The sequence below is a fragment of the Acrocarpospora phusangensis genome (genome assembly GCF_016862995.1).
Taxonomy (GTDB): domain Bacteria; phylum Actinomycetota; class Actinomycetes; order Streptosporangiales; family Streptosporangiaceae; genus Acrocarpospora; species Acrocarpospora phusangensis.
In genome coordinates, this window is the sequence record NZ_BOOA01000004.1 from 34,446 (window position 1) to 55,098 (window position 20,653).

Annotated in this window: 21 protein-coding genes; 5 read left to right on the forward strand and 16 right to left on the reverse strand. The window is 70.6% G+C overall.

Going from position 1 to position 20,653, the window contains the following annotated elements:
• From Aph01nite_RS03315 to Aph01nite_RS03340, 6 genes are read right to left on the reverse strand one after another with little or no spacing between them, the layout of a single operon-like run.
• Nucleotides 1-1,026, reverse strand: a complete 1,026-nt coding sequence (locus Aph01nite_RS03315) for a hypothetical protein (protein ID WP_204039216.1) — start codon at nucleotides 1,024-1,026, stop codon at nucleotides 1-3.
• Nucleotides 1,023-2,279: a DUF4910 domain-containing protein gene (locus Aph01nite_RS03320; RefSeq protein WP_204039217.1), complete on the reverse strand. Its 1,257-nt coding sequence runs from the start codon at nucleotides 2,277-2,279 to the stop codon at nucleotides 1,023-1,025. The genes Aph01nite_RS03315 and Aph01nite_RS03320 overlap by 4 nt, the downstream gene beginning before the upstream one ends.
• Complete coding sequence (locus tag Aph01nite_RS03325) at nucleotides 2,276-3,301, reverse strand: NAD-dependent epimerase/dehydratase family protein (RefSeq protein WP_204039218.1); 1,026 nt, start codon at nucleotides 3,299-3,301, stop codon at nucleotides 2,276-2,278. Before Aph01nite_RS03325 ends, Aph01nite_RS03320 begins: the two co-directional genes overlap by 4 nt.
• A 2-nt stretch (nucleotides 3,302-3,303) precedes the next feature.
• Nucleotides 3,304-3,951: a PIG-L deacetylase family protein gene (locus tag Aph01nite_RS03330; RefSeq protein ID WP_239161368.1), complete on the reverse strand. Its 648-nt coding sequence runs from the start codon at nucleotides 3,949-3,951 to the stop codon at nucleotides 3,304-3,306.
• Complete coding sequence (locus tag Aph01nite_RS03335; protein WP_204039220.1) at nucleotides 3,948-4,727, reverse strand: sugar phosphate nucleotidyltransferase; 780 nt, start codon at nucleotides 4,725-4,727, stop codon at nucleotides 3,948-3,950. Before Aph01nite_RS03335 ends, Aph01nite_RS03330 begins: the two co-directional genes overlap by 4 nt.
• Nucleotides 4,724-5,929, reverse strand: a complete 1,206-nt coding sequence (locus Aph01nite_RS03340) for a class I SAM-dependent methyltransferase (RefSeq protein WP_204039221.1) — start codon at nucleotides 5,927-5,929, stop codon at nucleotides 4,724-4,726. The genes Aph01nite_RS03335 and Aph01nite_RS03340 overlap by 4 nt, the downstream gene beginning before the upstream one ends.
• A 215-nt stretch (nucleotides 5,930-6,144) precedes the next feature.
• On the opposite strand from Aph01nite_RS03340, the gene rfbC reads away from it, so the two are divergent.
• Both rfbC and Aph01nite_RS03350 read left to right on the forward strand, forming a co-directional pair.
• A complete protein-coding gene (rfbC, locus tag Aph01nite_RS03345) occupies nucleotides 6,145-6,738 on the forward strand; it encodes a dTDP-4-dehydrorhamnose 3,5-epimerase (RefSeq protein WP_204039222.1) in 594 nt (197 codons plus the stop codon).
• Complete coding sequence (locus Aph01nite_RS03350; RefSeq protein WP_204039223.1) at nucleotides 6,735-7,583, forward strand: glycosyltransferase family 2 protein; 849 nt, start codon at nucleotides 6,735-6,737, stop codon at nucleotides 7,581-7,583. The genes rfbC and Aph01nite_RS03350 overlap by 4 nt, the downstream gene beginning before the upstream one ends.
• Here the strand turns inward: Aph01nite_RS03350 and Aph01nite_RS03355 are convergent.
• The 5 genes from Aph01nite_RS03355 to Aph01nite_RS03375 form a co-directional block, all read right to left on the reverse strand.
• A complete protein-coding gene (locus tag Aph01nite_RS03355) occupies nucleotides 7,550-9,463 on the reverse strand; it encodes a WecB/TagA/CpsF family glycosyltransferase (RefSeq protein WP_204039224.1) in 1,914 nt (637 codons plus the stop codon). The genes Aph01nite_RS03350 and Aph01nite_RS03355 overlap by 34 nt on opposite strands.
• A 148-nt stretch (nucleotides 9,464-9,611) precedes the next feature.
• Nucleotides 9,612-10,472: a dTDP-4-dehydrorhamnose reductase gene (gene rfbD, locus Aph01nite_RS03360; RefSeq protein WP_204039225.1), complete on the reverse strand. Its 861-nt coding sequence runs from the start codon at nucleotides 10,470-10,472 to the stop codon at nucleotides 9,612-9,614.
• Nucleotides 10,469-11,428 (reverse strand): dTDP-glucose 4,6-dehydratase, encoded by a 960-nt coding sequence (rfbB, locus tag Aph01nite_RS03365; protein WP_204039226.1) that lies wholly within the window; start codon nucleotides 11,426-11,428, stop codon nucleotides 10,469-10,471. The genes rfbD and rfbB overlap by 4 nt, the downstream gene beginning before the upstream one ends.
• A gap of 76 nt (nucleotides 11,429-11,504) precedes the next feature.
• Complete coding sequence (locus tag Aph01nite_RS03370; protein WP_204039227.1) at nucleotides 11,505-12,572, reverse strand: glucose-1-phosphate thymidylyltransferase; 1,068 nt, start codon at nucleotides 12,570-12,572, stop codon at nucleotides 11,505-11,507.
• A 2-nt stretch (nucleotides 12,573-12,574) separates the two neighbouring features.
• Nucleotides 12,575-14,026 carry a sugar transferase gene (locus Aph01nite_RS03375; RefSeq protein WP_204039228.1) on the reverse strand — a complete coding sequence of 484 codons (1,452 nt, stop codon included), beginning with the start codon at nucleotides 14,024-14,026 and terminating at the stop codon, nucleotides 12,575-12,577.
• Between the two features lie 239 nt (nucleotides 14,027-14,265).
• Between Aph01nite_RS03375 and Aph01nite_RS03380 the strand changes: the two genes are divergently transcribed.
• On the forward strand, nucleotides 14,266-15,009 hold the full coding sequence (locus Aph01nite_RS03380; protein ID WP_204039229.1) for a crotonase/enoyl-CoA hydratase family protein: 744 nt from the start codon (nucleotides 14,266-14,268) through the stop codon (nucleotides 15,007-15,009).
• A 13-nt stretch (nucleotides 15,010-15,022) separates the two neighbouring features.
• Here Aph01nite_RS03380 and Aph01nite_RS03385 read toward each other — a convergent pair whose 3' ends face one another.
• From Aph01nite_RS03385 to Aph01nite_RS03395, 3 genes are all read right to left on the reverse strand, one after another.
• Nucleotides 15,023-15,322: a hypothetical protein gene (locus tag Aph01nite_RS03385; RefSeq protein WP_239161369.1), complete on the reverse strand. Its 300-nt coding sequence runs from the start codon at nucleotides 15,320-15,322 to the stop codon at nucleotides 15,023-15,025.
• 145 nt (nucleotides 15,323-15,467) lie between these two features.
• Nucleotides 15,468-16,076, reverse strand: a complete 609-nt coding sequence (locus Aph01nite_RS03390; RefSeq protein WP_239161370.1) for a GntR family transcriptional regulator — start codon at nucleotides 16,074-16,076, stop codon at nucleotides 15,468-15,470.
• The gene (locus tag Aph01nite_RS03395) at nucleotides 16,073-16,912 is read right to left on the reverse strand and encodes an EamA family transporter (RefSeq protein WP_204039231.1); all 840 of its coding nucleotides are present in this window, start codon (nucleotides 16,910-16,912) and stop codon (nucleotides 16,073-16,075) included. The genes Aph01nite_RS03390 and Aph01nite_RS03395 overlap by 4 nt, the downstream gene beginning before the upstream one ends.
• Nucleotides 16,913-17,062: 150 nt before the next feature.
• Here Aph01nite_RS03395 and Aph01nite_RS03400 point away from each other — a divergent pair, with 150 nt between their 5' ends.
• Nucleotides 17,063-19,093, forward strand: a complete 2,031-nt coding sequence (locus Aph01nite_RS03400; protein WP_204039232.1) for a sensor histidine kinase — start codon at nucleotides 17,063-17,065, stop codon at nucleotides 19,091-19,093.
• Nucleotides 19,090-19,431, forward strand: coding sequence for a DUF742 domain-containing protein (locus Aph01nite_RS03405; RefSeq protein ID WP_204039233.1), 342 nt, complete (start codon nucleotides 19,090-19,092; stop codon nucleotides 19,429-19,431). The genes Aph01nite_RS03400 and Aph01nite_RS03405 overlap by 4 nt, the downstream gene beginning before the upstream one ends.
• Here Aph01nite_RS03405 and Aph01nite_RS03410 read toward each other — a convergent pair.
• Together Aph01nite_RS03410 and Aph01nite_RS03415 are read right to left on the reverse strand one after the other, a co-directional pair.
• Nucleotides 19,410-19,784 (reverse strand): hypothetical protein, encoded by a 375-nt coding sequence (locus tag Aph01nite_RS03410; protein WP_204039234.1) that lies wholly within the window; start codon nucleotides 19,782-19,784, stop codon nucleotides 19,410-19,412. The genes Aph01nite_RS03405 and Aph01nite_RS03410 overlap by 22 nt on opposite strands.
• Complete coding sequence (locus Aph01nite_RS03415) at nucleotides 19,781-20,596, reverse strand: SAM-dependent methyltransferase (protein ID WP_204039235.1); 816 nt, start codon at nucleotides 20,594-20,596, stop codon at nucleotides 19,781-19,783. Before Aph01nite_RS03415 ends, Aph01nite_RS03410 begins: the two co-directional genes overlap by 4 nt.
• Nucleotides 20,597-20,653 lie beyond the last annotated feature (57 nt).

Consider the following 20,653-nt stretch of genomic DNA (forward strand, 5'->3'; position numbering starts at 1 on the left):
CTAACTCACGGGGAGATCCTCAACGCGCTCCAGCCAGATCTCACGCCAGAACGGCACGAACTCGCGGGGGCAGTTGAGGTTGTAGACACCACTACACACGATCCCGTCCAGGACGATGCAGGGATTCTTCATTTGCAGCATTCGGCCCGTGGGCTCGTCGATGCACTGGTCCACCCGCGCGACCACCCGCGCGGTCTGCCCGCAGAAGCGGGCCATCTCCTCCTCGAATCCCATCCCCCGGTTGAGCTGGTCTTTGTTGAGGGTACGCAGGATCTCGGCCTTCGGTTTGATGCGCACCAGCTCGCCCGGCTGGAGGTCCAGCACCTCGGTCGGGGTGGCGCCTTCGGCGAAGCCCCGCACGAAGCCCCAGCGCAGCCCGCCCTTGATCCACAGCCAGCGCGGCAGGAAGCGCCGGCTCAGCTTCTGGTAGCGGTTGAAGGCGCCGACCAGCATGCCGCGCAGGGTGGCGACGACGCCGGCGTTGCCGCTGCGCACGTCCACCACGTACTGCTTCATGTCGGTGAAGGGCACGCAGGTGGGCGCGGCGCGCAGCAGTTCGGTGGACTGGCAGGAGAAGCGTTCCTCACCCTCGGGTCCCGGCTCCTTGCGGGTGTTGACCTCCAGCAGCGGCAGCATGCGGTCGGGGCGGGGCGTGGGAGTGGTCGGCGTGGTGGGCGGAGTGCCGGGCTCGACCCGCTTGAGCCAGGCCTCCTTCCAGTACAGGGTGCACGCGGTCTGGCAGCCGCCGTGCGCGCTGCCGTCGCAGCGGGTGCCGGTCAGGTGAACGGCACGTTCCATTTTGCGCAGGCCGGTCCGGCTGATGGTGTCGCACAGCTTGTGCGCGACCTTGTGCACGGTCAGCCGCTGCCCGACGAACTGCAACATCTCCGGCATGAAGGGCAGGCTGTCCAGTTCGCCCTTCTCGTCCAGCGTCGCCAGGATCTCGGCCTCGCTGCGCACCTCGACCAGGTCCCCGACCTTGAGATGGAGTACCTCGGCTGGATCGGCGGTCCCTAACCGCGTCATGCCACTTGCTCCTTCAGTAGTCCCGCGTCGTGGAGTGCGCGCGCCGCCTCCGACAGCACCGCGAAGGGCTGCCCGGCGCGCTCGGCGATGTCCAGCAGGGTGTGCTCTCCGTCGGAGAGGTTCAGCACCCAGAGCATGGCCATCTGGAGTTCTTTGGTGTCGCTCCGGCCGCCCAGCGAGGCGTACAGGCCGCGCCTGCCGAGCTGGGGCTCGCCGTACGGGCTGAGGTTGAGGTAGCGGCGGTTGTTGTCCAGGACCTGGACGATGTCCCAGCAGGTGTCCAGGGTGTCGGCCATCGCCTCGGCGGAGACGAAGTCCAGGTTGTCGCCGGAGGTGTGGTACTCCGGGTACCCGGCGTACGTGGTCCTGGTGAGGGAGCCGACGCCGAGGTTGAAGCCCGGCGAGCAGAACTGGCGCTCGTCGTAGCCGTACGGGGTGAAGTCCAGGATGGTGTGCTCGCGGTCCTTCAGCACGTGCGCGGCCACCTGGTCGATCTCCGAGCCCCGGCGGCTGCGCTTGTACGTGAGCGGGCCCCGGTCCCCGGCGCAGGCGAGCGTGAAGCCGTGCCTGACCCGCTCCACCCGGTTGCGGGCCAGCCAGGTGATCGCGCCGATGGTGCCGGGCGCGAACAGGAACCGGTAGGTGTACCAGGGCTCGGTCCCGGCCAGGCGTTTGGCCAGCTCGACCGCCACCGCGATGCCGGCCAGGTTGTCGTTGGCCAGCGAGGGGTGGCAGGTGTGGCAGGAGATGATCACTTCGTCCGACACCCGGCCGGGCACCACGTGCTCGGCGTAGGTGAGGTGGCCGTCCTCGAGCGTGGAGTCGATCAGCACCTCGTACGGGCCCTCCCCGAACCCGTCGAGGGTCTCCTGGGCCAGGCAGAAGCCCCAGGTCTCCCCGTAGTAGCTGGTCCGGTACGGCACCAGCGACGGCTGCTCGGGCAGCGTGTGCAGACGCGGCCGCAGCTCCGCCAGCGACATCGTCCCCGACACGGGCACGCTGTAGCCGAGCACGTGCAGGTTGGAGGCGCCGAAGTCGACGACCCGGTTCCCGTCCGCGTCCTGTATATAGGCGTCCCGGATGTTCCACTCTTTGGGGATCGTCCAGTCGAGCACCTGGGTGCCGGTCGGCACCTCGTGCACCTGGAGCGGGATGGACTCGCCGACGATCTCCAGCGTGCGCCGAACGCCGTCGCCGGTGATGCTCCGGCAGATCGGGTAGAGCCGTTCCACCAGAGCGAACAGGTCGCTCATGACACCGGCCTGAGGGTGCCGTCGACGGTGCCGGCGCCCTGCCGGTCCGCCAGCCGGGCCAGCCGGGTGAAGCGCCGGGCGAAGTCGTGCGCGGTGAGCCCGAACTTCTCGTACGCGTCGACCAGCTCGTGCGCCCCCGCCTTGACGGTCCAGCGGGCCTGGTAGTCCGGCAGCGCCGCGCGGATGCGGGCGAAGTCCACCCGGTAGGAGCGCGGGTCGGCCCCGGCCTCGCCGGTGATCACCAGCTTGGAGCCGGGCACGGCCGCCACGACCTCCTCGGCGATCTGGGCGACGGTGAGGTTGTTCTGCTCGGTGCCCACGTTGAACGCCTTCAGGTGCACGGCCTCGATGGGCGCGGCCAGCACGGCGGCGAACGCCTCGGCGATGTCCTGCGCGTGCACCAGCGGCCGCCACGGCGTGCCGTCGGACAGCACCCTGACCTCGCCGCTGAGCACGGCGTGGCCGACCAGGTTGTTGAGCACGATGTCGGCGCGCAGCCGGGGCGAGAAGCCGAACGCGGTGGCGTTGCGCAGGAACACCGGCGTGAAGCCGGAGTCGGCCAGCGCGACCAGGTCGTCCTCCACCCGCACCTTCGACTCCGCGTACGGCGTGACCGGCCGCAGCGGGGCGTCCTCGCCGACCAGGCCGTCGCCGCCGGAGGCACCGTAGACCGAGCAGGTGGAGGCGTACAGGAAGCGCTTGACGCCGGCGTCCTTGGCGAGGCGCGCCAGCCGTACGGAGGCGTGGTGGTTGATGTCGTAGGTGAGTTCGGGGGCGAGCGAGCCCATCGGGTCGTTGGACAGGGCGGCCAGGTGGATCACCGCGTCCACGCCGGTGAACACGTCGGCGCCGACGTCGCGCAGGTCCACGGGCGGGCCCGGCGGGTCGGCGGGGGCGGGGCCGAGAACGCAGTCGGCGAACAGGCCCGAGTCCAGGCCCACGACGTCGTATCCGGCCGCGGTGAGCACCGGAGCCATCACCGTGCCCAGGTAGCCCTGATGGCCGGTCAACAGCACGCGCATGCCTAGCTTCCTCCAGTGAGATCAACGGTCAGTTTGGCCACGTGGAAGGCCTCCGCGTAGCGGGCGTTGCATTCGATGCCGCGGATCCGGGCCAGGCCGAGGAAGGCCTCCCGGTCGTACCACGGCCGGTGCCGCTGCGAGCCGTAGTGGCGTTGCAGCAGGTCGACTTTGGCTTCGGCGAGTTCGGGGGTGAGCGGCTGGTAGACCGAGGGGCGGCCCAGGTCGCCGTCCCACTTGACGATCTCGTAGCCGAAGGTGTGGTGAGCCCGGAACGCCGTCGGGACGAGCTTGGCCAGGCCGCGGTGGTCCTGGTGGGCGTCGCCCGGGTGCGGGGCGAAGATCAGGTCGGGGTCGGTCTGGGCGCGCAGCTCCTCGACCGCCTCCTTGGCCTCGTCCCAGTGCGCGGGCAGCCGGCCGTCGGGCATCTTGTGCACGGTGATTCGCAGGTCCGCGCCGGGGCAGAAGGCGGCCAAGGCGGCGCGCTCCTCATCCTCCCGGGGCGTGCCGCCGCCGGACAGGACGAGCGCGTCCACCCGTACGCCGGGGCGCGCGGAGCAGATCGCCAGCAGCGTGCCGCCGGCGCCGATGGCGATGTCGTCGCAGTGCGCGGCGAGCGCGGCGATCCGCTGGGGACCGCTGTGCCTGATCATGCGCCGCGCTCCCACAGGGCCCATGGCCGTTCACCGCGTGAGTAGGCCTCGTCCAGGGCGATCCGCTCCTTGACCGTGTCGGTGGGCTTCCAGTAGCCGCGGTGCCGGTAGGCCATCAACCGGCCGCGCTTGGCCAGTTCGGCGCAACCGTCCGCGACGAGGTCACCATTCTCCGGGATGTGGTCGAAGACCTCCTGCCGAAGTACGAAATATCCTCCGTTTGCCCATAAAGGCATCTCGGAGATGGGCGTGATGCCCTCCACCTCGCCGCTGTCGCTCACCTCGATGGCGTGGAAGGTCGCCGGCGGCGGGACCACCAGCATCGACGCGCCCGCGTCACTCGCCGCGAACCGGTCGATGATCTCCGGCAGCGGCGCGTCGGTGAGCACGTCGGCGTAGTTGGCCAGGAACATCTCGTCGCCGTCCAGGTAGTCGCGCACCCGGCGCAGCCGCTCCCCGATCGGGGAGTCGATGCCGGTCTGCACGAACGTGATGGACCAGTCCGAGATGTCGGTGGACAGCAGCTCCACCCGGCCCGACCTGAGCACGAAGTCGTTGGACGTGGTCTCCCGGTAGTCCAGGAAGAAGTCCTTGATGTGCTGCGCGCCGTACCCGAGGCAGAGCACGAACTCGGTGTGGCCGAAGTGCGCGTAGTACCGCATCACATGCCAGATCAGCGGGCGCGGGCCGACGAGCTGCATGGGCTTGGGGACGTCTCCGGGGGTGCCGCTGCGCATCCGCGTGCCGTACCCGCCGCAGAAGAGGACGACCTTCACACGATCTCCAGGGTCGGGATGGGGAAGACCAGCCGGCCGCCCCACTCGTGGACGTAGGACAACTGCTCCGACAGCTCCGTACGCAGGTTCCACGGCAGCACCAGCACGTAGTCCGGCCGGTCGGCGGCGATCTGCTCGGGGGCGTGGATGGGGATCCGGGTGCCGGGCGTGAACCTGCCGTGCTTGTACGGATTGCGGTCCACCGTGTAGGCGAGCAGGTCGGGGCGTACGCCGCAGTGGTTGAGGAGGGTGTTGCCCTTGCCGGGCGCGCCGTACCCGACGACGGTCTTGCCCTCGGCGGCGGCGTCGATGAGGAAACGGAGCAGGTCGCGGCGGACGCGGGCGACGCGGGCGGCGAACTCGGCGTAGCCGGAGAGCTCGTGCAGCCCGGCGGCCTTCTCCCGGGCCAGGATCTCCTGGACGCGCGGCCCCGGCTGGCCGGACGGGCGGGCCCAGAGCCGGATCGAACCGCCGTGGGTGGGCACCAGCTCCACGTCCGCCAGCACCAGGCCGCCGCTGGCCAGCGCGTTCTGCGCGGAGGCGACCGTGTAGTACTGGAAGTGCTCGTGGTAGACGGTGTCGTACTGGTTGAGCTCCATCAGGGTGAGCAGGTGCTGGACCTCGATGGAGACCCAGCCGTCGTCGGCGACCAGGGCGCGCAGGCCCTTCGTGAAGCCGATCACGTCGGGGATGTGGGCGTACACGTTGTTGGCGACGACCAGGTCGGCCGGGCCGTGCTCGGCCCGCACGGCCGCCCCGGTCTCGGGCCCGAGGAACTCGGTGACCGTGGGCACGCCCTTGTCGCGGGCGGCCTGGCCGACGTTGGCGGACGGCTCGACGCCCAGGCAGCGGATGCCCTTGGCGACCACGTGCTGGAGCAGGTAGCCGTCGTTGCTGGCCACCTCGACGACGAAGGAGGGGTCGATGCGGTCCACCGCGGCGTCCACGAAGGAGCGGGCGTGCTCGACCCAGGAGGTGGAGTAGGAGGAGAAGTAGGCGTACTCGGTGAACGTCTCTTCCGGAGTGATCAGGGCCGGGATCTGGGCCAGCCAGCAGTCGGTGCAGACCCGCAGATGCAGCGGGTAGGTGACTTCGGGCTCCGCGAGCTGCTCGGCGGTGAGGAACCGCTCGCACGGCGGCGTGGCCCCGAGATCCACCACGCTCACCAGGCTCGCGGAACCGCACAGTCGACAGGCTGTCATCGCCACACTCCTTGCCGCACACCATCACGCGATTGGTGCGTCGCATGTTTTTCGGACGTATCAATGACGCGGCTGGGATTGGAGTGGTTGGCAGACAATCTGGACTCCCCCCAATGAATCAGAGCCTGCTACCTAAGATTCGGGCAAGGACCCACATTCGTTACATCTAGCCTGGTCAGCCCGGTTACCGCCTCTTTTGTGGCATGCTGCGCGGCATGGAACCTCTCAGCATCGACGGAGCCTGGTGCTACACCCCCCGTGTCCACCGCGATTCCCGGGGTGACTTCCTGGAGTCTTACCGCGCCGGTGAGCTGGAGTCCGCCACCGGGCGTCCGATGGACCTCGCGCAGGTGAACTTCTCGGTCTCGCGCAAGGGCGTCCTGCGCGGGGTGCACTTCTCCGACGTGCCACCTGGCCAGGCCAAATACGTCACCTGCGTGGCCGGTTCCGTGCTGGACGTGGTGGTGGACATCCGGGTGGGCTCGCCCACGTTCGGGAAATGGGAGACCGTCCTGCTGGACGATGTCAGCCGCAGAAGCGTCTATTTATCCGAGGGGCTCGGGCACGGGTTCCTCGCGCTGAGCGATCAGGCGGCGGTCTCGTATCTGTGCTCCACGCCGTACGCGCCGGGGCGGGAGCACGGGGTGCATCCGCTGGACCCGGCGCTGGGCATCGACTGGCCGCTGGACGGCGAAGCCGTGCTGTCGGACAAGGACAGGGACGCGCCGACGCTGCAGGAGGCGCTGGAGGCCGGGCTGCTGCCCGACTACGCGACCTGCGTGGAGTTCACGAAGGGGAACCTGGCATGACCGTCAGCATCGTGATCCCGGCGCACAACGAGGAGCGGGTGCTCGGCCGGCTGCTCGCCGGACTCCAGGCCGAACCGGGCGAGTTCGACATCGTGGTGGTGGCCAACGGCTGCACCGACGGCACCGAGCGGGTCGCCGAGTCCCACGGCGTACGGGTGGTGTCCACGCCCGTGCCGTCCAAGCGGGAGGCGCTGCGCCTCGGCGACGAGGCCGCCGCGGGCTTCCCCCGCATGTACGTGGACGCCGACGTCGAACTGGGGGCCGCCGACGTGCGCGCCCTGGCGGCGGCGCTGGACGCGGGCTCGCTGGCGGCGGCGCCGGAGCGGGAGCTGCCCATGACCGGCCGCCCGTGGGTGGTGCGCCGCTACTACGCGCTCTGGTCGCGCCTGCCGCACGTGCGGGACGGGCTGTTCGGGCGCGGGGTCATCGCGGTCAGCGAGGAGGGCAACCGGCGGCTGCGGGAGCTCCCCCAGGTGATGGCCGACGACCTGGCCGCCTCGCACGCGTTCAGCGCGGCGGAGCGCACCGTGGTCCGGCACGCCTTCGCCCGCATCCAGCCGCCGCGCACGGTCGCCGACCTGCTGAAGCGCCGGGTCCGCGCGGCCACCGGCGTCGGCGAGTGGGAGCGGAACTCCACCGTCACCGTACGGACCAGTCCGCGCGACATCCTGGCCATCGTGGCCCGCGAGCCCCTGCTGGCCGACGCCGCCGCCGTGTTCCTGGCGGTGACCGTGCTGGCCAGGCGGCGCGCCAACCGGGCGATCAGATCCGGCGACTACACCACCTGGCTCCGCGACGAGAGCAGCCGGGCTCAGGACCTGCCGGGCTCGAACAGCCAGGCGTAGAGCAGCCAGCCCAGCTCGTACGGCCGGCACTCCCGATCGATGGTCACCGGCGGGTAGAGCCGGTCGAGCGTGGCGAGCCGCGCCCCCGAACTGGCCCGGGTGGCCACCGCGCGCAGCCCGCGTACGATCTTCTTCGGGTCGGCCCTGGCCGCCTTCCGCCAGGTCAGCGCCAGCTCGTTGTCGATCAGCGACTCGGCGGACTCGGGCCGCTCGGTCATCCACGACAGCCCCTTGGCGATCTCCGCCACGTACGGCGTGCCGCCCGCGTCCGCCAGGTCCAGCAGCGCCATCGGCGCCATCGCCAGCTGGTGCACGCTGTAGACCGGATACCCCTCCACCACCGACCCCGTACGGGCGTCGTAGTGCCACCACCACTGCCCCTGCTCGCCCTGGGCCGTGCAGATGCCGGCGGCGACGCGCTCGGCGGCGGCCAGCGCCTCGGGGTCGCCGACGGCGGCGTGCAGCCGGGCCAGCGCCTGGAGCGGGTAGACCTGGTCGGCGAAGCAGCCGACGTGCGCCCGGTACCAGGGCACCAGCGTGCCGGACGCCTCGCCGAGCACGTGCCGGTAGAGCCGGTCGGAGGTGAGCCCGGCCAGCAGCCGCTCGCGCGACCTGGCCAGCCGCTCGTCCCGTACGCCGGCGGCGACGTAGCCGGCCAGCGCCCAGGCGGCCTCGACGGTGTAGACCTGCGGCGCGGCGCTGTGCTCGGCGTCGCGGTCGGTGAGCGCCTGCACGGCGACGTCCAGCCGGTCGTGCCCGGTCTCGGCGGCGGCCCAGCAGATGAGGGCGGCGTCGCCGAGCCCGCGCACCTCGGGCAGGCCGTCGATGAGGTGGCCGGCCAGGTCGCGGGCGGTCTCGCCGTTGAGCGCCTCGCGCTGCTTGTCCTCCGGCAGGGTGGCCACGCCGAGGGCGACGATGGCCGAGTAGCGCACGCTGCGCCCTTCCGGCACGGCGCTCCAGCGGCCGTCGGGGAGCTGCACTCCGCGCCGGGTGAAGACGAACTCGCCGTCCGCGTATCCGGGGGGCAGCCCGCGGATGGCCAGGCTCACCATGCCCGGCAGGAGGTCAGCGCCGGACCCCATGAGGGCGATGCGGCGATGCGGTGTCACGTCGTATTCCTCCGTTAACAGAACAGGGGTTCGTTCCTGGATGGGAGCACGGTTCCGGCGCAGCAGCTCGCCGGCGACCATGAGGATGAACCTGCCGTTGGTCTTGAAGTAGCGCGGCGCCAGCCGGGTGGGCTCCTGGAGCGTGCGGTACAGCCACTCCAGGCCCAGGCGCTGCCAGGATTCGGGCGCGCGGCGCGTCCAGCCGGCCAGCACGTCGAAGGAGCCGCCGACGCCGTGGATGACCTTCGCCCGGGTGCGCGCCCCGAACTCGCGGATGAAGATCTCTTTCTTGGGTGAGGTGATGCCGAGGAAGAGCATGTCCGCGCCGGATTCGGCGATCTCGGCGGCCACCTCGCCGGAGTCCTCGATGGCGAAGTAGCCGTCCCGCGCGCCCGCGATGGGCAGGGCGGGGAAACGCCGCCGGATCTCGGCGAGCATGGCCTGGAGCACCTCGGGCTTGGCCCCGAGGAAGTAGGCCCGGAATCCGCGCCGCTCGCCTTCGGCCATCAGCCGGACGAACAGGTCGATGCCGGCGACCCGTTCGGGGATGGGGCTGCCGAGCACCCGGGAGGCCCAGACGACCGACTGGCCGTCGGCCAGCACCAGGTCGGATTCGACCACCGAGCTGGCCAGCGCCGGGTCGGTGCGCATATTGACGATCTTGGCCGCGTTCACGACGCCGATGGAGAGGGGCTGCTCCTGGTCGATGGCGGCGACGCAGCGTTCGAGGACTTCTTCCATGGTCAGCGCGTCGAGCGGGGTGCCGAGCATATATAAACGTCGCGGCTCGGGCATTATCCGCCCGGCAAACGGCATCATGGGACTCCACCAGCCTTCCGTTTCGTCAGCATGCCATCCGAGCGATGCCGGAGTCCCCGAAGCACGATATGTCGGTTCATGGAGAGTTTCAGTGGATCGTTCATGAGACGGCCTTGGTCAGGGTCGGCCAAGCCGCGTGCAGTGCCTCCCGCCAGTCGCGCATGGGCTCCAGGCCCGCCGCTACCCAGCCGTCGTGGCCGAGAACGCCGAACGCGGGACGCGGCGCGGGACGGGGATACTCCGCGCTGGTCACCGGCCTGACCCGGCCCGGGTCCGCGCCCAGCAGGCCGAAGATCTCGCGGGCGTAGCCGTACCAGGTGACCTGGCCGGCGTTGGTGCCGTGGTAGATCCCGGGGGGCGCGCTGGGCGCGGTGGCCAGCGCGGTCAGCCTGGCGGCCAGGTCGCTGGTCCAGGTGGGCTGGCCGAGCTGGTCGTCCACCACCGAGACCTCGCCTCCCCCGGCCGCAAGCCTGATCATGGTGTGCGCGAAGTTGGGGCCGTGCGCGCCGTACAGCCAGGCCGTGCGCACGACCGTGCCGCCGTGGGCGAGCGCCGCCCGCTCCCCGGCCAGCTTGGTCCGGCCGTACGCGTTGACCGGGTTGACCGGATGATCCTCCGGATAGGGCTTGGCGCCCGTGCCGTCGAAGACGTAGTCGGTGGAGACGTGGATGAGCCGGACGCCCGCGGCGGCGCAGGCCGAGGCCAGGATCTCCACCGCGCGGCCGTTGACGCGCAGGGCCTCGGGCTCGGCGGTCTCGGCGGCGTCCACGGCGGTCCAGGCCGCGCAGTTGACCACCACGCCCGACCCCAGCTCGCCCACCGCCGCCCGGACCGCCGCCTCGTCGCACAGGTCGAGGTCGCCCCGGGCCAGGCCAGTCACGGCCTCGCCGCGCTCGCGCAGCAGCGCCACCAGGTCGGTGCCCAGCATGCCGCCGGCGCCGGTGACCAGCCAGCGGGTCACGGAATCGGCTCCCACCAGGACTGGTTGTCCGCGTACCACTTGACCGTGGCCGCCAGCCCCGCGTCGAAGGAGACCTCCGGCGCGTACCCGAGGGCGCGCAGCCGGCTGTCGTCCAGCGAGTAACGCCGGTCGTGGCCCTTACGGTCGGGCACCCGGCGGATCATGTCCTCGGTGGCGCCCAGGATGTCCAGCAGCCGGGCGGTCAGCTCCAGGTTGGTCAGCTCCGCCGTGCCGGCGATGTGGTAGACCTCGCCGGGCTCGCCGACCTCGGCCACCAGCTGGATGCCCGCGCAGTGGTCGTCCACGTGGATCCAGTCCCGGATGTTCCCGCCGTCGCCGTACAGCGGCACGGTCAGACCGCGCAGCAGGTTGGTGATGAACAGCGGGATGACCTTCTCCGGATGCTGGTACGGCCCGTAGTTGTTGCCGCACCGCGTGATCGACACCGGCAGCCCGTGCGTCACCGCGTACGCCCGGGCGATCATGTCACCGCCCGCCTTCGCCGCCGAGTACGGCGACCGGGGCGCCAGCGGCGCGCTCTCGTCCCACGAGCCGCTCTCGATCGAGCCGTAGACCTCATCCGTGGAGACCTGCACCACGCGCCCGACCTCGGCCGCCAGGCACGCCTCCATCAGCGTCTGCGTCCCCAGCACGTTGGTACGGACGAAGTCCGCCGCGCCGTCGATCGACCGGTCCACGTGCGACTCGGCCGCGAAGTGCACCACGACGTCGTGCCCCGGCACCACCTCGGCCAGCAGCTTGGCGTCGCACACGTCACCGTGGACGAAGTCGTACCGCCCCTGGACGGAGGCGAGGTTGGCCAGGTTCCCGGCGTACGTCAGCCGGTCGAGCACCGTCACGGCGGCCCCGGCGAAAGCCGGATACCGGCCGGAGAGCACCTGCCGTACGTAGTTGGATCCAATGAACCCGGCACCGCCGGTGATGAGAAGCCTCACGTTGATATCCGCACCCTTTGGTCAGTGCACTTCCCCAACGGATATATCGACTCCCCAGCCGGCGCAACGGTTGTCATCAGGTGCTGATCTGCACCTTGCTGTGATCCCCGAGCACGAGACGGTGCGCCTTCGGCTTGTCGGGCGCGGGCGTGACCTCCACGTCGTGGCCGATCAGGGAGGCCTCGATGCGGTGCACGCCGGAGATGGAGGAGCGCGGCAGCACGATCGAGTACTCGATCTCGCTGCCGTCCACCACGCAGTCGGCCGCGATCGACGTGAACGGGCCGACGTAGCTGTCCAGCACGCGCGCGCCGGGCCCGATGATAGCCGGGCCGAGGATGCGGGAGCGTTCGACGACGGCGCCCGCCTCCACCACGACGCGGCCGATCAGCTCGCTGGCGTCGTCCACCGAGCCGGCCACCCGGGGCTCCACCGACTCCAGCACGAGCCGGTTGACCTCCAGCATGTCCTCGACGTTCCCGGTGTCCTTCCAGTACCCGGAGATGACCGAGGACTCCACCCGGCGGCCGTCGTCGATCAGCCACTGGATCGCGTCGGTGATCTCCAGCTCGCCCCGCCAGGACGGCTTGAGCTCGGCCACCGCCTGGTGGATGGCCGGGGTGAACAGGTAGACGCCGACCAGGGCGAGGTCGCTCTTGGGCTCGCGCGGCTTCTCCTCCAGGCCGACCACGCGGCCGTCGCCGTCCAGCTCGGCCACGCCGAACTGGCGCGGGTCGGCGACCTGGGTGAGCATGATCTGCGCGGCCGGGCGGTCCTGGGTGAACCGCCCGGTGATCTCGTTGATGCCGCCGACGATGAAGTTGTCGCCGAGGTACATGACGAAGTCGTCCTCGCCGAGGAAGTCGCGGGCGATCAGCACCGCGTGGGCGAGGCCGAGCGGCGCCTCCTGGCGCAGGTAGGTCACCTCGACGCCGAACCGGGAGCCGTCGCCGACGGCCGCCTCGATCTCGGCGTGGGTGCCGCCGACCACGATGCCGATCTCCCGTACGCCGGCCGCCGCGATGGCCTCGAGCCCGTAGAACAGGACGGGCTTGTTGGCCACGGGGACCAGCTGTTTGGCGGAGGTGTGGGTGATCGGCCGGAGCCTGGTGCCGGATCCTCCGGCGAGCACGAGCGCTTTCACCGCTAGTAGGCTCCGTTTCCGTTCTTCACGACCGACCAGGTCTTCCAGAGAATCTGCAGGTCCAGGATGAGCGACCAGTTCTCCACGTACCGCAGGTCCAGGCGGACCGACTCCTCCCAGGTCAGGTCGGAGCGCCCGGAGACCTGCCAGAGGCCGGTCATGCCGGGCTTGACGACCAGCCGGCGGCGCACGTCCTGACCGTACTGGGCGACCTCCTCGGGGAGGGGCGGGCGGGGGCCGACCAGCGACATCTCGCCGCGCAGCACGTTCAGGAGCTGGGGCAACTCGTCCAGCGAGAAGCGCCGGAGCACACCGCCGACCCTGGTCACACGTGGATCGTTCCGCATCTTGAAGAGCACGCCGTCGAACTCGTTGTCGTCGTAGAGCTGCTGTTTGAGGTGTTCGGCGTTCTGCACCATGGTGCGGAACTTGAACACCCGGAACTCCTCGCCGCCGCGCCCGACCCGCGCCTGGCGGAACAGCGCGGGGCCCTGGCTGGTGCTCCGGATCAGCGCGGCGATGACCAGCATGGGGATGGCCAGCACCAGCAGCACGCCGGAGGCCAGAACCTTGTCGAACAGGTTCTTCATGATGTGCTTGGTGCCCTCGAACTCCGGATGTTCGACGTGCAGCAGCGGCATGCCGGCCACCGGGCGGATGCTGATCCGCGGTCCGGCCACGTCCATCAGGGCGGGGGCCACGAACAGGTCGGTCCGCGCCGCCTCCAGGCTCCACGCCATCCGCCGCAGCGCGGAGCCGTCCAGCTCCGGGCAGGCCAGGATGGCGACCGAGTCGGCGTCGGTCTTGAGCACGACCTCGTCCACGTTGGTGAAGTCGCCCAGCACCGGCACGCCGTCCACGTCCAGGGTGCTCTCGGCGGGCAGGCAGGCCGCCACGATGCGCATGCCGTGGTGCGGCTGCCGCCGGAACTGCATGACCAGGTCGAGTACGGCCTCGCGGTGCCCGACCGCGACGACATTACGGACATAATGGCCGTCACCGCGGCGGCGGTGCAGATGCTTGCGCATGCGATACCGGAAATACAACGTCAGGAAGAGGGCCAGCGGGAACATCGCCATGACGAAACTGCGCGCGATGGTGGTCTGGGTGGCATAGGCGCCGATGGCGACCGAAGCCGTGAGTCCCATACCCCCCGTGAAGACAGACCGAAATTCCTCGGTCCCTTCCCCGTGCACCCGTTTTCTGTACGCCCCCGCGATCGCCATGGCGACCGGCCACGCCAGGGCCAGGGATAAGCCCAGGAACGCCTCGAATTTCGGAATCCACGCGCCGAGCCACAACCGCACACCGATGACGGTCTCGCACGCGATCATCGCGCAGGCCAGGTCACCGGCCACCAGGACACGCGCGTAGGTGCGCGTCCAGATACTGGGAGCCGTACGGATCTTCTGATCAGGAACGCCCGTAGCGGACGTCTGAAGCCCCACCCTCATGACACTCCACCTGCTGCCTCGTTGTTCGCAATGAACAAGACGCGCACCCCGTCCGGTTGGTTGACCTTAATCTCTGTTGCACCAGGAGAGGTGGGTACCCAGCTAAATGTTAAAGATCAAAAGCTTACCCAAGCAATGATCAGGTCGTGTCCACAATCGGCCGAAACTAGGGCACGTACTCGCTTGACGGAACGATCCAAAGATGTACAGAGAACTTCGGCCAAACTAGGTTCATAGGCGTGACGACCACGACAGTGCGCTCTGAGCGGCGCGGATCCGTGACGACCGTGATTCTCGACCGCCCCGAGGTCCGCAACGCGGTGGACGGCCCGACGGCGGCGGCCCTCGCTCAGGCGTTTCGGACTTTCGATACCGACGACGACGCGTCGGTCGCGGTGCTGTGGGGCGCGGGCGGCACCTTCTGCTCGGGCGCGGACCTGCACGCGATGGGCACCGAGCGCGGCAACCACGTGAGCGAGGACGGCGACGGCCCGATGGGCCCGACCCGGATGCGCCTGTCCAAGCCGGTGATCGCCGCCGTGGAGGGGTACGCGGTGGCCGGCGGCCTGGAACTCGCGCTCTGGTGCGATCTGCGGGTGGCCGCCGAGGACGCCACGTTCGGCGTGTTCTGCCGCCGCTGGGGCGTGCCCCTCATCGACGGCGGCACCGTACGGCTGCCGCGCCTGATCGGCACCGGCCGCGCCCTCGACCTGATCCTGACCGGCCGGGCGGTCGCGGCCCAGGAGGCCCTGGACATCGGCCTGGCCTCCCGGGTGGTGCCCAGCGGTACCGCCCGCGAGCAGGCCGAGGCCCTGGCCGCCGAACTGGCCGCCCTCCCCCAGGTGTGCATGCGCAACGACCGCCTGTCGGCCCTGGAGTCCGAGTCGCTGGCCGCCGAGTTCGCGTACGGCGTGGACTCGCTCCGGGCCGGTCTCGAGGGCGTCGAGCGGTTCCGTTCGGGAGCGGGACGGCACGGCGGTTAGTCGTATTCGGCGGTTAGTCGTATTCCAGATCCGGCAGCGGCGACGGCGGCTCCGGGCTCCGCCATACGACGACATATCCGGAGTGGGCGGTCTCGACCGCGGAGCTCAGCCGGTCGAGATCGAAATCCGGCAGATAGCGCAGCCGCGCCAGGAAGGTGGCGTCCGTCGCCGACCGGGGCACGACGCAGCCCTCGCCCTCCCGATCGAGCAGGACGATCAGGACATCCGTGTCGTCGGCTCCGCCGACCCGGACCTCCACCACGTCCTCCCAGGCGAGCGCTTCCACGCTGCCGTCGGAGTAATGGCGCGTCACACCCTCTTCGGTGACATATACGTATGAATCCGGCACGCGCGAATCCGTGCCCGGCTCTGGCACTGAATTGCCGTGCATGGCCGCGATTCTGACGACTCCCGGGCGTTCCCGGCAAGAGACGGACCCAACACGGGGCTATATAGGGTCAACTGCGCCATTCCAGGTGCTCCCGTACCGCGCGCCGGGCCGCCTCGGCCGGTCCGCGTTCGATCGCGGCCAGCAGGTCACGGTGCTCGGCGACCAGTTCGGCGCGTTCGTGGTAGAACTCGCGGAGCCGTACCAGGCCGAGGCGGGTCTCGGCGGCGAGGGTGGCGTAGAGGCGCTCCAGGCGGGGGCTGCCGACCGCGACGATCAGCGCCAGGTGGAAGGCCATGTGCTCGGCCACCACGCCGGCCCACGGTTCCTCGGCGGGGAGCGCCTCCAGCCGGGCCAGCGCGGCCTCGGCCTCGGGGATGACGTAGCCGGCCAGGGCCTCGGCCATCAGCTCCTCAAGGGGGGCGCGGACGTACATCAGGTCGGCCAGGTCCGCGGCGGTGATCTCCGGGACGTACGCGCTGCGGTTGCGCTCGCGGCGGAGCAGGCCCTCGTGCACGAGCACGGCGAGGGCCTCGCGGACCGTGGGCCTGGCCACCCCGTAGGTGTCCGAGATCTCCTGCTCGGGGAAGGGCGTGCCGGGCGGGATGTCGCCGGACAGCACCCGCGTGCGCAGGGCGTCGGCGAGAGCCTGGACGGTGGAGACTGGGCGCAGCTTCACGCTGCCGAGCCTAGGGGGACGCGGCGTTCCGGGAGCGCCGCCACGATCAGGCCGGCCGCCAGCAGGGCCAGCCCGGCCCAGGAGAGCGGGGCCAGACGCTCGCTCAGCACGGCCACGCCCAGCAGGGCGGCGACCGCCGGTTCGGCCAGGGCCAGGGTGGCGGCGGTGGCGACGGGGGTGGTGCGCAGGCCCCGGCCGTACAGGACGTAGGCGAGGGCGGTGGTGGCGGCGCCCAGGTAGAGAGCGGTGAGCAGGCCGGACGGCGTGGCCAGGAAATCCGCGCCGGACAGCAGCAGTACGGGGAGCATCAGGACGGCCGCGCCGCCGAACATGGTGCCCATCACGGTGTCGGAGCCGACGCCGCGGTCGATGGCGCGGGCGGCGGTCACCGCGTACGTGGCGTAGAGCAGGCCGCCGAGCAGGGCCAGCGCGACGCCGCCGGGCTCGGCGCCCCCGTCCCCGCCGCCGAGCACCAGCACCGCGCAGCCGGCCACGGCCGCCACGGTGGCGGCCAGCCAGCGGCCGGACGGCGCGGTCCGGTCCAGCGTCCAGGAGAGCAGCCCGGTGAAGATCGGGCCGCTGCCGATGGCCACCACGGTGCCGATGGCCACGCCGGTCCGGTCCACGGCCGCGAAGAAGCAGAGCTGGTAGGCCGCGACGCACGCGGCGCCGAACAGCAGGTCCCGGCTGAGGGCACGGGTACGCACGAAGAGCAGGGCGAGGACGGCCCCGCCGATCACGAGGCGGGCGGCGGCCAGCGAGACGGATCCGGCGGCCGCGAAGGTTCCGGCGGTTCCCGCGGTCCCCCAGAGGACGGCGGCGGCGACGATACGCATGAACTGATTGTCTTACAATCTGACAATCAATGCACCTCCTACTGCGATTAGGAGTCGTATCGTTAAGAAAGCCACCTAGTGGCACAGCACACTCATTGCTAGTGTTTCGTCACTATTAACGCAATGTGACACCCCTCTTACGAGGTTCGTATGGCTGGCCGCAAACGTTCCGTCCGCGTCAAGATCTTCGCCATCCTGCTTCTCCCGGTCAGCGCCTTGACCGTCATCTGGGGTTTCGCCGCCGCCCTGAGCGTGCAGACCGGGCTGGAGTACGTCCAGATCGGCCGGGTCTACGAGCACGTGGTGGCCCCCGCCCGGATCGTGCTGACCGAGCTGCAGAACGAACGCCTGCGGTCGCTCTCCTACCTGGGCTCCACCAACAGCTTCCACGCCGACATGGACAGCCAGCACGAGCAGACCGACACCGCCGCGGAGGCGCTGGAGGCGCACGCGGCCATGGCGGAGGACGACACCCCGCCGGCCATGCGGGAGCGCGTGCAGGAGCTGTTACGCCAGCTCGGCCGGCTGGACGCGGTCCGGGCGCAGGTACGGAACCGGGAGATCTCCCGGCTGGACGCGCTGGAGGAGTACAGCTCCATCGCCGAGGTCGGCTTCCAGGTCTACGACCGGCTGATGATCTCCCCCGACCTCGACCTGGTCGGGCAGACCAAGGCGATCATCCTGGTCGGGCGGGCGCGCGAGATCGTCAGTCAGCAGTCCGCGCTGCTGGCGGGGACCATCGGCGCCGGCAAGATGTCGGAGAACGAGCGGGCCTCCTTCGCCGAGATGGTGGGCCAGCGGCGGCTCCTCTACCAGCTGGGCACCAGCCAGCTCGACAACGAACTGCGCCAGCCGTACGTGGTGCTGAACGCCTCGCCGGTCTACGCCGACTACCTGGCCCTGGAGAAGGGGGTCACCGAGGTGGTCCGGCCGGGCAAGGTGCTGCCGATCGAGGCCGCCCGCTGGCAGGCCACGGCGGAGACCGTCTCGGTGACGCTGGACCGGCTCGGCGGCGAGATCGCCGCAAGGATCACCGCGCGGGCGGCGCCGCTGGCCGAGGGCGTGCTCTGGCGGGTCGCGCTGCTGACCGTGCTCGGCCTGGTCGCCGTCGTGGTCACCGTGTTCTTCTCGTTCCGGTTCGCCCGCAGGCTGGCCGCCGAACTGGCCGGGCTGCGGCACGCCGCGCTCGACCTGGCCCACCGGCGGCTGCCCGACGTGGTCCGGCGGCTCAGGAACGGCGAGGACGTCGACGTGGCCGCCGAGACGCCGCCGCTGGCGGTGGTGCGCAACACCACCGAGGTGGACGACGTCACCGAGGCGTTCGCCTCCGTGCAGCGCACCGCCGTCGAGGCCGCCGTCAGCCAGGCCCAGCTGCGCAAGGGCGTCGGCATGGTCTTCCTCAACCTGGCCCGCCGCAGCCAGTCGCTGCTGCACCGGCAGCTGGACCAGCTCGACACGCTGGAACGGCAGGTCAGCGACCCGGCCGTGGTGGAGCAGCTGTTCGGCATCGACCACCTCACCACCCGCATGCGACGGCACGCGGAGGGCCTGATCATCCTGTCCGGGGCCGTGCCCGGACGCGGCTGGCGCGACCCCGTCTCCCTCTACGACGTGGCCCGCGCCGCCGTCGAGGAGGTCGAGGACTACCTGCGGGTGCTGGTCTCGGTGCCGCAGGAGGCCGCGCTGCTCGGCCCCGCCGTCACCGACGTCATCCACCTGGTGGCCGAGCTGGTGGAGAACGCCACCATCTTCTCCCCGCCCAACACCCAGGTCTTCGTCCGGGGCGAGGTCGTGGCCCGCGGGTTCGTGATCGAGGTGGAGGACCGGGGGCTCGGCATCGGCGCCGAGGAGCTGGCCCACCTCAACGAACGGCTGGCCAACCCGCCCGAGTTCGACCTGGCCGACAGCGACCGGCTCGGCCTGTTCGTGGTCGGCCGCCTCGCCCAGCGCCACGGCATCCGCGTCTCGCTCCGCCCCTCCCCGTACGGCGGCACCACCGCGATCGCCCTGCTGCCGATGGAGCTCGTGGTCGAGAACACCCCCGAGGCGTACTCGGTCGAGCGGCTCATCCCGCAGCAGCCCGCCCTCACCCCCGTGCCCGGCTCCGGTCCCACCGACAACCTGCCCCGCCGCGTACGGCAGGCCAGCCTGGCTCCCCAGCTGCGCGGGGAGAAGCCGTGACCGAGGAACGCCCGCTGCTGCGGCCCTACACGCTCACCCGGGGCCGGGCCCGCCCCGCCGGGCCCGACTTCGACCTGGTGACGATCATCAGAGCGCTGCCCTCGGGCCCGGTCACCGGGCTGCCGCCGGAGCAGCTGCGCATCCTGCGGGCCTGCCAGACGCCGGCCTCGGTGGCGGACATCGCCTCCGACGTGGGCCTGTCCCTGAACGTCGTACGGGTGCTGCTCGGGGATCTGCGCGAGCAGCGCCTGATCGCGGCCAGACCGCCCGCCACGGTGGCGCACATGCCGGAGGAACGCATCCTGCGCGAGGTCATTCAGGGGCTGCACGCGCTCTGAACGGCCTGGTCCAGGTGCCAGCGGGCGGGCTGGAGCAGATCGTCCGCGTACCGCTCCAGGAGGCCGGCCGGTTCGGCGGTCTCGGCCTCCGGGAGCTGTAACAGGCTGTCGTCCTCCAGGGTGATCCCGCCGCCGATCGTCCACGTCCCGTCGCGGTCCGGCCGGAGGATCACCTCGAAGACCATCTCCCGCCCGTCGGGGAGGGTGAACCACATGCCGAGCCGTACCTTGCCGACCAGGTCGGTGATCGGGTGCCAGGCGCGCAGGTTCGGCAGGAAGTCCAGGTAGAGCTCCCGCCCGGCGATGCTGAAACGTTCGGCGGCGGACATCAGCGCGGGCAGGAGGTCGGTCATGCCTTGCGGGCCAGCCCGCCGACGTAGGTGTGGTAGGTGATCCCGGAGAAGATGTACGCGTCCGGCTCCGCCCGCCATTCGGCCAGCGGCACGAGGCCGGGTTCGAGCACCTCCATGTCGCCGAAGTAGGCCAGGATCTCCTCCTTGGTGCGCCAGCGGCCGGTGCCCAGGTTCTCGTTGAAGAGGATCTCGGCGTTGGCGGCGTGCGCGGCGGCCTCCGGATGGGCGTCGCCGGGGTTCTGGAAGTGCGAGATGGCCATGAAGCTGCCCGGCGCGAGGACGTCGCGGAACTGGGCGGCCAGGCCCTCCGGGTCCTCGTCGTCGTTGATGTGGTGCAGGATCGAGAAGAGCAGCAGGCCCACGGGCCGGCTGAAGTCGATCAGGCGCTTGGTGTCCGGGTGGTCCAGGATCGAGCGCGGGTCCCGGATGTCGGCCTCGATCACCGTGGTGGTGTCGTTGGTGGCCAGCAGCGCGCGGCCGTGGGCCAGCACGATCGGGTCGTGGTCCACGTAGACCACCCGGGCCTCCGGGTCCACCGCCTGGGCCACCTCGTGCACGTTGCCCTGGGTGGGCAGCCCCGAGCCGATGTCCAGGAACTGGCGCACCCCCGCCTCCGCCGTCAGGTGGTGGATCACGCGGCGCAGGAAGCCCCGGTTGGCGAACGCGGCATCGGGCGCGTCGGGCGCGATTTTCAGGACCATCTGCGCGACCTGGCGATCGATCGCGAAGTTGTCCTTGCCACCCAGCAGAAAGTCATACACACGGGACACGCTGGGGCGGGTGGTGTCGATGCCGTTCGATTCTTCGGCCATAAGAGCGTCATTTCTCGGTCAGGGAGTCAACACCACACAGGGTAACCATGAGTCGGC